Raw genomic sequence first — 11,982 nt, forward strand, 5'->3', positions numbered from 1 at the left:
CCACCCTGTCCGAATGCAGAAAATACTGCTGCCGGACTGTAGCTTCCCAGGTCGTTCAGGCAAAGCGCCTGCTGTTTAAAGCGACGTTTTTGCCGAAGGCGCAGGCAGGATCTGCTGCACGTCGAAGCCGTCCTTTTTCAGGAGCGCAGGAAGTCCTTGTGGGCCCGCCATGTGTAAAGACCCAACTGCCACGAACAGGGACTTTCCAGAATCATGAAGGGTCAGGATTTTCTGGGCCATCGCTGCATTTCGCTCATCAATCATGTGGAACGTCTGGCGTTTCTCCTGTGGTGTCCGCTCACATTTGCACCACTGTTTGTACTGGTTCAGTCGCGTCAGATCGCTGCGCCCCCACATCGCAATCAACTGATCTTCATCCTTCCGCGCTTCCCCCGAGGAAATCTGCTTGATGGTTTCATCAATGAAGGCGTTTTCTTCGGACAGCTTGGGGGAGATCAGGAGGTTACGCTGTGTCTGAACATCTTCGAGCGCGATAACTTCCTTTTTCAGGCTGCCCGCCATTCCTTGAAGGACAAAGTCGACGGCATAATCGGGATAATATCCATCTGCACGGGCAGCTGACGCGCTAAGCCCGGCTGCTTCAAGGCCGATTGCCGTAGTGGCAAAGCCTGCCGTGGGAATACAGAGTTCATCTGCCAGGGCATCGAGTTTTTTCTTCCGCCCTGAAGCAATCAGCTTTTCACGGTTGGCTGGTTCTTCGGGTTTGCGAAGGGCTGCCAGTGTCTGGGGATCCTGCAGATTCAGTTCAAGCGCAACAGCCTGGCTTTGCAGGATGGCGGACCGTATGAGCGGCCCAGGCATCAACCATTCTTCGCGAGAGGCATGAACAGTGCCGTACAGCCACGACGTATGACCATCTTTCGTGGCTTTCCACAGAAAACCGCGGTCTTGGGATGTCATCAGAAGATGAGGCAGATCAGATTTGGACGGAACAGCTGCCGGCGCCGGACAACGAGGGGCCTGTGCTACCGCGAGAGAAGGAGCAATCGCCAGGATCGCAACCAGCCAGAATGTCTTCATGAAAATGCCCCCGTACAGATCTTCTGCCAAAACAGATCATGCTTCTGCCCCTGAAACAATCCATGACCAGACCTGTCATTCAATTGTCTTGAAGGCCTGAATAACAGCGTTTTTGGCAGAACATGACGCGGTTTACCCTCAGAAGACTTGACCACATCCCCGCCCAATCTCCATATGGTCCCCCTTATTTTGTGTGAATGACCAAAGTTGGCCCGTCCCATGTCCGACAAGTCCGATACGACCTTCAAAGAACAGCAGGACCGCTACCGCGATACTGTGTTCCTGCCGCGCACCGGCTTCCCTATGCGGGGTGGCCTGCCGAAGCGTGAGCCTGAGACGCTTGCCCGCTGGGCGGCCATGGATCTGGACGGGAAAATCCGTGAGGAAGGGAAGGGACGCCCGGTCTTCACGTTGCACGACGGCCCTCCGTATGCCAACGGGCACATTCACATTGGTCATGCGCTGAACAAGGTGATGAAAGACGTCATCAACCGTGCGCATCGCATGTCCGGTTTCGAAGTCCGCTATCAGCCGGGATGGGACTGTCATGGTCTGCCGATCGAATGGCGGATCGAGGAACAGTACCGCAAGGCTGGCAAGGACAAGGATCAGGTTCCCCTGCTCCAGTTCCGTGCAGAGTGTCGCCAATATGCCGCCGAGTGGGTGAGCAAGCAGGCGGAAGACTTCAAACGCATCGGTGTTCAGGCCGAGTGGGCCAATCGTTACGTCACGATGGACTACAGCTCTGAAGCCAAAATCGTTGGAGAAATCGGCAAGTTCCTGCTGAATGGCGGTCTGTATCGGGGCCTGCGCCCTGTTATGTGGAGCCCCGTCGAGAAGACCGCTCTGGCCGAAGCCGAGATCGAATATCACGACGTTGATTCCACCACGATCTTCGTCGCCTTCCCGATCATCAAAGACCCGACGCCGGGTGACGCTCTCGATGGCGTCTCAGCCGTTATCTGGACCACAACGTCGTGGACCATTCCAGCCAACCGCGCGCTCGCTTATGGTCCGGACATCACCTACGTGGTTCTGCGTGCTGATGAGATCACGGAAGCCAGCGTTGTCCCGCAGGGCGCGCGTCTGCTGATCGCGGAAGACCGTGTTGAGGCCTTCTGCGCTGAAACCGGTATCAGCGCGCATCACATTCTTTACACGCTGCCCGGCAGCGCGCTGGAAGGCGCTATTGCCGCTCATCCGCTACGTGGTCGTGGTTACGAATATGACGTGCCGATGCTTCCGGGCGATTTCGTCACGACAGATGCTGGTACGGGCCTTGTTCACATGGCGCCGTCTCATGGTCAGGATGACTTTATCGTCTGCCGCCAGTTCGGCATTGAAGTGCCGGAATTGGTGCAGGATGACGGTCGCTACGCGTCATGGGTTCCGCATCTCGAAGGCATCCATGTTTTCAAAGCGGCTGACCCGGTCTGTGATCTGCTGACGGAAGCCCGCCAGGCCGGTGAACATGACGACGCACCAGCGACTGGCCTTATGGCCCGCAGTAAGATCCGTCATTCGTATCCGCATTCCTGGCGTTCCAAGGCGCCAATCATCTTCCGCGCCACACCTCAATGGTTCATCGCGATGGATGGGGAAACGAAGCTGCGTGAGAAGGCTCTCAAGGCGCTTGATCCTGTCACCTTCGTGCCTGAAGCCGCCCGTCGCCGCCTGACCTCCATGGTCGAGCAGCGTCCGGACTGGTGCATCTCCCGTCAGCGCGCCTGGGGCGTGCCGATTGCCGTCTTCGTTGAGAAGCGGAGCGGTGAAGTTCTGCGTGATGCAGACGTCATGGACCGGATCGTCAAGGCTTTCCACGAAAAGGGTGCGGACGTCTGGTACGACACAGACCCGGCTGTTTTCCTTGGTCCAAACCGTGACCCGGCAGACTACGAACAGGTCTTCGATATTGTGGACGTGTGGTTTGAATCCGGCTCCACGCATCAGTTCGTTCTGGGGCAGGAAGGCCTGAATTTCCCGGCAGACGTTTATCTGGAAGGCTCTGATCAGCATCGCGGGTGGTTCCAGTCGTCCCTGCTGGAAAGCGTCGGCACACGTGGCGTTGCCCCCTACAAAGCCCTTGTGACGAACGGCTTCGTGCTGGACGAGCAGGGCCGCAAGATGTCCAAGTCGCTCGGCAACGTCATTGCCCCGGCAGACGTCACGGACTCACTGGGTGCCGACATTCTGCGTCTGTGGGTGCTGAACTCCGACACGAATGAAGATCTGCGCATCGGCAACGAGATCCTGAAGCAGCAGGGCGAACTTTACCGTCGCCTGCGCAACACTCTGCGCTGGCTGCTGGGGGCGCTGGATGGCTTCACGGAAGAAGAGGCTGTCCCCTACGCTGAAATGCCGCCGCTGGAGCAGTACATCCTGCACCGCCTCTCGGAACTGCGCGGCCTGATCAGCACGGCCGTCGAGACGCATCAGTGGGTGGGTGTCTATCCGGCCCTGCATGGTTTCTGCACGACGGATCTGTCCGCCTTCTATTTCGACATCCGTAAGGACGCGATCTACTGCGACGCTCCTTCTGATCTGACGCGCCGCGCCTCCCGCACGGTTTTGGATGCTCTGCACCGTGCGCTCTGCACCTGGCTGGCACCCGTTCTGGTCTTCACCGCAGAAGAAGCCTGGAGTGCCCGTTTCGGTGAAGGGAGCAGCATCCATCTGGAGCAGTTCTTTGAGCCTGATCCCGAGTGGAACAACCCGGAACTGGGCGCCAACTGGGACGAGATCCGCGCCTACCGCCGCCTTGTCACGACCGAGCTGGAAACAGCCCGCCGTGATGGCGTCATCGGCGCCTCCCTGGAAGCCAGTGTGACGCTTCCGATCTCACAGGAAGAGGCAGCGTCTCTTACCGGAATTGACTGGGCAGAGCTGCTCATCACGTCCCACGCGGAGATCGAGCTTCTTCCGGGCGAAACAGTTCACGGTGGCCCAGAAGTCGAGCGTGCGCCGGGTCATAAATGTGCCCGTTGCTGGAAGGTGCTTCCGGATGTGGGTGAAAATGCCGAGCATCCGGCTCTGTGCCGTCGCTGCGTCAGTGTGGTGAGTGCCTGATGTCCCTCTGGCAGGAAGGTATGAGCCGTATGGGGCGGCTGGTTCTTGGGCTCGCCCTGCTGGTTCTGGTCCTCGTTCTGGATCAGGCCAGCAAGGACTGGATTCTCTACGGTTATAATCTGCCGGAGAAAGGGTCTGTCCAGATCCTCCCATTCCTGAACTTCACTATGGTCTGGAACCATGCCGTGACGTTTGGAATGTTTGGTGGTCTGGGCAGCAAAGGGCCTCTGGTCTTCTGCACGGTCTCGCTGCTGGCTGTCTGCCTGCTGGTCTGGACCATGACAAAGACGCGCCGAACCCTGGTTGCCGGCGCCTGCGGGGCCATCGCAGGCGGAGCCATCGGTAACGTCATTGACCGCCTGCGGTACGGCGCTGTTGTAGATTTCCTCCATGCTCATGCCTTCGGCTGGTCATGGTATGTCTTCAACATTGCCGATGCCGGTATTGTGTGTGGAGTGGCCGTCTGGCTGATCGACTCTCTTCTTGCTGAACGTAACAGCCAGCCGCAGTGAGCAAGGGGAGCTTGCCCCCACGCTGCGTGGACTGTAGGACTATCCCATCATGATCGCGTCCCAAGGTCCCTCAATGCGCCGTAACCGTCTTCCAGTTGCCCGTCTCAGCGTACAGATGGGTGCAATTGCTTCATTCGGCCTGATGCTGTCTGGTTGCTCAGGCAGCGATCTGGAGCGGGCCTTCGGCATGGAACGCTACATGCCAGACGAATACACCGTCACGACGCGTGCTCCGCTGTCCATGCCGCCTACAGAGAAGATGCAGCTTCCTGGCGCTGCCGACGCGCACCGTCCGGACGAGAGCCCGCGGATGCAGGCTCTTGAAACGCTATCTCCGGATGCAGCCCTTCACCCGTTCAACGGCGAAAACAGCAGCGGCCAGTCCGCTCTAGTTGGCCAGGTGGACAAGGCTTCGGGTGCTCCCAACAATGCCGAACTCGGTGCTGCCGATGCTGGCTTCGTTGATAACTTAATGTTCTGGAAGGGCGGCCAGGCTGGCTCCGTAGTCGACGGGGACGCTGAAAACCGCCGTATTCGTGAGAACTCGGCTCTGGGGCGTAACCCTGCAACAGGCGCGACCCCGACCGTCAAGAAAAAGAGCGGTCACTTTCTGGGCGTGCTGTAAACAGCACTCTCCCTGCCTTCAGGATTGTGAGCCACCATCCTGTCTGAGAAAACTTCCCTTGTACGCCCGGTCATCCGTCGGCTTTCAGGTCATGTTGTTGATCTGATTGCTGCGGGTGAGGTGATTGAACGCCCGGCTGCGGCTCTGAAAGAGCTTGTCGAGAACGCGATTGATGCTGGCGCCACAAGTCTTGTGGTCGCCCTGCGCGCTGGCGGCACAGATCGTATTGATGTCACGGACAATGGTTGCGGCATGACGCCGGAAGAGCTGGACATGGCTGTCCAGCGCCATTGCACATCCAAATTGCAGGACGAACGTCTCGTTCAGATCCGCACGCTTGGTTTTCGTGGAGAAGCCCTGCCATCCATTGGGGCAAGCGCACGCCTTTCCATTACATCCCGAACAGCCGAATCTGACACGGCCTGGTGCATTCGTGTCGACGGAGGCGTCATCACGCCGCCACACCCATCGTCCGGTCCGGTGGGCACGCGGATTGTGGTTACGGATCTGTTCTTCGCCACCCCTGCGCGACGCAAATTTCTTAAAAGCCCGCGTGTGGAAAACAGTCATGCTGAATCGGTCATGCGGCGGCTGGCTCTGAGCGCGCCGCATTGCGCCATGCGCGTCACACTGGACGACAAGGTCCTGTTTGACCTGCCCGAACAGAGCCCCATCTCCCGGACGGCAACGGTTCTGGAGACAACACCTGACACGCTGATCCCGCTTGATGAACAGCGCGGCCATATACGCCTGTCCGGCTTTGCATGTGGCCCTGCCAAAACCAAGGCTACCGGTTCGGGCCAGTTCATCATGGTCAATCACCGCCCGGTTACAGACCCCATGCTGCGGACCGCCATCCGTGTGGCGTATCGTCCCGTCATTGAACGTGGACGTTTTCCGGTGATGGCTCTTCATCTCAAGGTGCCTCTGGAGCGACTGGATGTGAACGTACATCCTGCCAAGACAGAACTGCGCTTTGCGGATGAAGCTGAAGTCCGTGCGCTCGTTATTGGCGGTTTGGGTCGGGCACTCGGTCACGGGTCCAGTGGCGGAGGCGGAATCCACGCCAGCTTTGGGTCACGTCCAGCGCGTCCCTCAATTTCCTACCCGTCGCGACCAGACGTTCCCGTTGAACTGCCCTCTTTCACGGAGTTCCGGGCAGAGCCAGCAGCATCGTTACCGTTGAACGTACACAAGGCAGCACCATTCGCTCCCGATCGATCGGGCTTTGCTGAGCAGGAGGCCGGTTTTGCGCCGGCTGCGCGTGCGCCCCAACCTGTCCCGGAGCATCTTGACGCTTCTTTTCCGCTTGGCGCTTCGGTGGCTCAGGTCTTTGACACGTACATTATTGCCGTTGCCCCTGATGGAGATCTGGTTCTCGTGGATCAGCATGCGGCTCATGAGCGTCTGACTCATGAGCGCTTGCGAGAGCAATATGCCAGCGGGATTCTACGCTCTCAGGCTCTTCTTCTGCCTGAAGTCGTGGACCTTCCCCGACGGGACGCTGAGGCTCTGCTGGCACGGTCTGAAGATCTGTCTAGGCTGGGGATAGACCTCGAATCCTTTGGTGCAGGGAGCGTGCTGCTCCGATCAGTCCCCGCCCTTCTCGGCACAAAGGACGTTCAGGGCCTTCTGCGGGATGTGGCGGACGAACTCGCCAATGATCCGGATCTTGATGCTGGCAATACGGATAGTTTTTCCAATCGTCTGGATGCCATTCTGGCCCGAATGGCCTGTCATGGAAGCATTCGCGCCGGCCGACGCCTGAAACCGGAAGAAATGGATGCCCTTTTGCGGGAAATGGAGCGTACTCCGCGCGCCAATACCTGTTCGCACGGCCGTCCAACCTGGTTAAAACTGACGCGTAGCGAGATCGAGCGTCTTTTCGGGCGTATTAAATAGTCGCCCAATTGTGATCCCATTGCTTGATCTGAGGCATGGACGGCGCGCTCTTGCGGGGGTGTCTGTAAGCCTGTCGCTGAACAGGCGTAAATTTTGGAACCATGGAGTCCGCTGGCTGCGCTTTGACGGTAGCAACGCCAGAAACGTTGAAGGAAGAATACAGACATGCCGGCCAGCTCCAGCGGGAACACGGTTTTCCTTGATGCCCTTCGTTCGGTCGTTGGCCGTCGTCATGTTCTGACCAAGCCCAACGCGACTTATCGCTTCCGTAAAGGATACCGGTTTGGGCTCGGCGATGTGCTGGCCGTTCTACAGCCAGGAAACCTTGTTGAACTGTGGAAAGCTGCCAAGCTCTGTGCTGAAAGTGGCAAGATCATCATCATGCAGGCCGCTAACACCGGCCTAACCGGTGGCTCTACACCGGATGGCAACGATTATGACCGCGAGATCGTCATCATCAGCACGAACCGGTTGGATGGCATCCACCTGATCGGTGAGGGGCGGCAGGTTGTTTGTCTTCCTGGCTCGACCCTGCATGATCTGGAAGAAAAGCTCGCCAAGATTGGCCGCGAGCCCCACTCGGTTATTGGCTCATCCTGTATTGGTGCCTCCGTTCTGGGGGGTGTGAGTAACAATTCCGGCGGCGCTCTGGTGCAGCGCGGGCCTGCTTTCACGGAAATGGCCCTGTTCGGTCAGATGGGGGCAGATGGGAAACTGCATCTCGTCAACCATCTGGGAATCCGCCTTGCAGGTGATCCAGAGCAGATTCTTTCTGCCGTCCAGGCTGGGCAACTTCCGGATAGCGCTATCGACTGGAACGCAGGCCGCGGCCATGACGCTGGTTACGCCCAGCATGTGCGGGACGTGGATGCTGAAACGCCTGCACGCTTTAATGCGGACCCCAACCGCTGGCACGAAGCCGCTGGATGCGCGGGAAAGCTGGTTGTGTTTGCCGTTCGCCTCGACACCTTCAAGGCCAATAAAAATCCAGCGGTGTTCTACATCGGGACCAACAGCACGCAGGATCTGGAAGACCTACGCCGCCATATCCTGACAAGCTTCGATGAGTTGCCAATCGCCGGAGAATATATCCACCGGGACGCGTTCAATATTGCCGAGGTGTATGGCAAGGACACGACAGCCATCATTCGCTACATGGGTACACGGTTCCTGCCCACGTTCTTCGGTCTGAAATCCCGGTTCGATATTGCCGTACAGCGCATCCCCGGCATTTCAGGCCACCTGAGTGACCTGTTGCTTCAGGCTTTCAGTAAGGTCATTCCCAAGCAGCTCCCGGCACGCATGTGTGATTTCCGGGATCGTTTCGAACATCATCTCATGCTCAAGGTATCGGCAGAGCTCGCAGCGCCCGTCAAAGCGTATCTTGAAGAATGGCACTCAAAAACGTCTGGCGATTTCTTTGCCTGCACCTCGGAAGAAGGCAAGCTGGCCTTCCTCCATCGCTTTGCCGCAGCCGGAGCGGCCATCCGTTACCGTGCCGTTCATTCAAAGACGGCAGAAGACATTGTTGCTCTTGATGTGGCGCTGCGCCGAAATGACCGGGAGTGGTTTGAAACCCTACCGAAAGAGATTGAAGACAAGCTTATCGTCAAACTCTACTACGGCCACTTCTTCTGCCACGTGATGCATCAGGATTACGTGGTGAAAAAGGGCTACAACGCTATGGCCGTGGAGCACTCCATGCTGCCAGGTTTGGAAGCCCGGGGTGCCCGTTATCCTGCCGAGCATAACGTTGGTCATCTTTACGATGCGCCGGAAGAGATGATCGAACACTATCGCAGTCTGGACCCATGCAATTGCTTTAACCCGGGTATTGGCAAAGCCACCAAACGCCGGAACTGGGTTGCTGAAAGCGTCTGATTATCCTTTTCCCGGATGGTTAGTGCAGAGTGGCTTTCCGGGCTGTGAGAACGTTGCCGAGAGACGCAACAACGATGCACAGAACGCCTGCCCATCGCGTGATCGACAGCGCTTCGCCCAGAAAGATCCAGCCTGAAACGGCGCCGAGCATGGGCTCCATGCTCAGCAGAATTCCAAGGTCTTTCGGTCGAAGGCGACGCATGGCCATCATGTCAAGAATATAAGGCACGGCTGAGGAAAGAACGGCCACGCTGAGAGCTGCTCCACCCTGCCACGGATGCGTGATGACGGTGGGAATTGTGGGGATCAGGCAGGGGAGAAGAAAAATCCCCGCCGTGGCCATCCCCAGTGTTGTCGCTTGCCCCGCATCCAGAATTTTCCCCATGCGGGTGCCTGTGAGGATGTACACGATCCACCCGCAGCCACTCAGGAGTGCTGCACAGACTCCGAATATATCCAGAGCATGGGCAGATCCGGCGACGGCTGCTGTCTCGGGACGCAGCAGCAGATACAGCCCGGAAATTACAAAGAGTACCCAGCACAGGTCGAGCCAGCGACGTGACCCAGCAAGTGCGAGCGTCAGCGGGCCCGTGAATTCAAGTGCAACCACGATTCCCAGTGGCAGGCGAACCAGCGCCACATAGAAGCAGAAGTTCATGACCGCGACAGACGCGCCATAAGGCAGCAGCAGTTTCAGGGCAACTGGTGTCAGGGTCATGCGAGTCGGGCGCCAGATGGCCAGCAGAATGAGTGCGGCCATGCAGACACGCAGCCCCACCATTCCGGTTGGACCAAAGAGCGGGAAAAGCCCCTTCGCCAGCGTGGCGCCGATCTGGAAGGAGGATATCCCCCCGATCAGTAGCCCTACCGCCTTAAGTTGTCCGTATTTTTCAACAGGCTGCACACCAGTGGTCACGTTCAGACGTCAAGATCTTCGACGGAACGGGCATGCTCCTGAATGAAGCGGAATCGGAGTTCCGGCTTGCGCCCCATGAGGCTTTCCACGCGTTCGCTTGTCAGCGCGCGATCTTCAGGAAGAGCAACAACCCGCAGAAGCGTCCGGCGTGCAGGATCCATCGTCGTCTGCTTGAGGTCCTTCACAGGCATCTCGCCCAGACCCTTGAATCGGGACACTTCGACCTTCGCATTGGACTTGAAGTCCGCCTTGATGCGCTTGTCACGATCCTGATCGTTCATCGCATAGACCGTCTTCGCCCCATGCGTCAGGCGATACAGCGGCGGCTGAGCCAGATGCAGATGACCATGACGGATCAGTTCCGGCATTTCGCGATAGAAGAATGTCATCAGAAGGGAGGCAATATGCGCCCCGTCGACGTCGGCGTCTGTCATAATGATGACGCGGCCGTAGCGAAGCCGGCTGATGTCGAAAGACGACCCCAGACCGCAGCCAAGAGCTTCCGTCAGGTCACGGAGTTCCTGATTCCCGCGGAGCTTGTCAGCGGTGGCGGAGGCGACGTTCAGAATCTTGCCGCGTAGTGGCAGAACAGCCTGCGTTTCCCGGTCACGTGCCTGGCGCGCAGAGCCACCGGCCGATTCGCCCTCGACCAGAAACAGTTCGGTCTCGGAGGCGTTCTCGCGGGTGCAGTCTGTCAGCTTGCCGGGAAGGCGCAGTTTGCGGGTCGCGCTTTTTCGCGCCGTTTCCTTGACTTCACGACGGCGCAAACGCTCTTCAGCGCGCTCCACCATGAACGCCAGAAGATTATCGGCCTGCTGCGGGTTCCCGCCGAGCCAATGATCGATTCGGTCACGCAGGGCGCCTTCTACAAGACGCGAGGCTTCCTGATTGGTCAGCTTTTCCTTGGTCTGGCCCTGAAACTGCGGGTCACGAATAAAAACAGAAAGCTTGGCGGCAACGGCGCCAAGAACATCTTCAGCCGTGATCGCCGCTGCTCTTTTGACCTTGCGCTGGTCCCCCCAGGAACGGAAACCCTTAACCAGAGCGGCTCGAAAGCCCGCTTCATGCGTGCCGCCCTGCGGCGTGGGAATCGTGTTGCAGTAGGAGGTGAGTGTGGATGTGCCAGCTTCCAGAAACGCGACAGCCCACTCTACCTTGCCACCTGTTCGGCCGTCGGCTGCCAGGGGAAGCTCGGCTTCTCCGGCCCAAAGTGGCGTCAACAGATCAGGGTTGGCACCGAGTTCTGCCGTCAGGGCATCTTCGAGGCCGTTCGGAAACTGGATCGTGGCTTCGACTGGTGTTTCGTCGCCAGCCTTGATGAGCTCCGGATCACATTTCCACTGAATGATGACGCCACGGAACAGAGCGGCCTTGGAGCAGCAGAGCCGGTACAGGCGGGATGCGGAGAAATGAAGGTTCCCGAAGATTTCCGGATCAGGCGAAAATCGGACCGTGGTGCCTCGGCGATTGGGAGCCTTGCCGACTTCGGCCAAAGGGCCAAGCGGCACACCACGGGAGAAATCCTGCCGATAAAGTACCCGGTCCCGGGCGACTTCCACTTCAAGCTTGTCGGAGAGCGCGTTGACAACCGAACTGCCGACACCATGCAGGCCGCCAGACGTATCATATGCCTTGCCAGAGAATTTTCCGCCCGCATGAAGCGTCGTAAAGATCACTTCCAGCGCGGATTTATCCGGGAATTTGGGATGAGGGTCCGTTGGGATGCCGCGACCGTTATCGCGCACCATGAGGGTCCGCGGGCCTTCCAGTCGCATTTCGATGCTACTGGCATGGCCGGCCACGGCTTCATCCATGGCGTTATCGAGAATTTCGGAGGCAAGGTGATGATAGGCGTTATCATCCGTGCCACCGATATACATTCCAGGGCGACGACGAACAGGCTCCAGTCCCTCAAGGACCTCGATATCCTGTGCGCCATAATCCGTGTTGACGGCGCCTTTGCGGCCGCCAGTCGCCTTGGTATTTCCTGCTTTGCCTGACTCGAACAGATCGCTCATGTCTGCGTTGTCGCCGCCCCA

General features: G+C 58.4%; 8 protein-coding genes. 5 read left to right on the top strand and 3 right to left on the bottom strand.

Features of this window, described 5'->3' with window-relative positions; all coding sequences use genetic code 11:
- Positions 1 to 75: 75 nt before the first annotated feature.
- Positions 76 to 1,041, bottom strand: coding sequence for a TraB/GumN family protein (locus HK24_RS01980; RefSeq protein ID WP_086633150.1), 966 nt, complete (start codon positions 1,039 to 1,041; stop codon positions 76 to 78).
- A 219-nt stretch (positions 1,042 to 1,260) separates the two neighbouring features.
- On the opposite strand from HK24_RS01980, the gene ileS reads away from it, so the two are divergent.
- The 5 genes from ileS (at position 1,261) to dld (ending at position 9,027) form a co-directional block, all read left to right on the top strand.
- Complete coding sequence (ileS, locus tag HK24_RS01985; protein ID WP_086633101.1) at positions 1,261 to 4,107, top strand: isoleucine--tRNA ligase; 2,847 nt, start codon at positions 1,261 to 1,263, stop codon at positions 4,105 to 4,107.
- Positions 4,107 to 4,619, top strand: a complete 513-nt coding sequence (lspA, locus tag HK24_RS01990) for a signal peptidase II (protein ID WP_080951423.1) — start codon at positions 4,107 to 4,109, stop codon at positions 4,617 to 4,619. Before ileS ends, lspA begins: the two co-directional genes overlap by 1 nt.
- A gap of 49 nt (positions 4,620 to 4,668) precedes the next feature.
- Positions 4,669 to 5,244 (top strand): DUF3035 domain-containing protein, encoded by a 576-nt coding sequence (locus HK24_RS01995; RefSeq protein ID WP_064274244.1) that lies wholly within the window; start codon positions 4,669 to 4,671, stop codon positions 5,242 to 5,244.
- Positions 5,245 to 5,283: 39 nt separating this feature from the next.
- Positions 5,284 to 7,146, top strand: a complete 1,863-nt coding sequence (mutL, locus tag HK24_RS02000) for a DNA mismatch repair endonuclease MutL (RefSeq protein ID WP_086633102.1) — start codon at positions 5,284 to 5,286, stop codon at positions 7,144 to 7,146.
- A 165-nt stretch (positions 7,147 to 7,311) separates the two neighbouring features.
- A complete protein-coding gene (dld, locus tag HK24_RS02005; RefSeq protein ID WP_086633103.1) occupies positions 7,312 to 9,027 on the top strand; it encodes a D-lactate dehydrogenase in 1,716 nt (571 codons plus the stop codon).
- A gap of 19 nt (positions 9,028 to 9,046) precedes the next feature.
- Here the strand turns inward: dld and HK24_RS02010 are convergent, their stop codons facing one another.
- A complete protein-coding gene (locus HK24_RS02010; RefSeq protein WP_086633104.1) occupies positions 9,047 to 9,943 on the bottom strand; it encodes a DMT family transporter in 897 nt (298 codons plus the stop codon).
- Positions 9,944 to 9,945: 2 nt separating this feature from the next.
- Positions 9,946 to 11,961, bottom strand: a complete 2,016-nt coding sequence (gene parE / locus HK24_RS02015; RefSeq protein ID WP_086633105.1) for a DNA topoisomerase IV subunit B — start codon at positions 11,959 to 11,961, stop codon at positions 9,946 to 9,948.
- Positions 11,962 to 11,982 lie beyond the last annotated feature (21 nt).

This window comes from Gluconobacter sp. DsW_058, assembly GCF_002153615.1.
Classification (GTDB): domain Bacteria; phylum Pseudomonadota; class Alphaproteobacteria; order Acetobacterales; family Acetobacteraceae; genus Gluconobacter; species Gluconobacter cerinus.

Bases quoted from the DNA above. Each gene is read 5' to 3' on its own strand.
- lspA (WP_080951423.1), top strand. From the start codon at position 4,107: ATGTCCCTCTGGCAGGAAGGTATGAGCCGTATGGGGCGGCTGGTTCTT.
- HK24_RS01995 (WP_064274244.1), top strand. From the start codon at position 4,669: ATGATCGCGTCCCAAGGTCCCTCAATGCGCCGTAACCGTCTTCCAGTT.
- dld (WP_086633103.1), top strand. From the start codon at position 7,312: ATGCCGGCCAGCTCCAGCGGGAACACGGTTTTCCTTGATGCCCTTCGT.
- parE (WP_086633105.1), bottom strand. From the start codon at position 11,961: ATGAGCGATCTGTTCGAGTCAGGCAAAGCAGGAAATACCAAGGCGACT.
- HK24_RS01980 (WP_086633150.1), bottom strand. From the start codon at position 1,041: ATGAAGACATTCTGGCTGGTTGCGATCCTGGCGATTGCTCCTTCTCTC.
- ileS (WP_086633101.1), top strand. From the start codon at position 1,261: ATGTCCGACAAGTCCGATACGACCTTCAAAGAACAGCAGGACCGCTAC.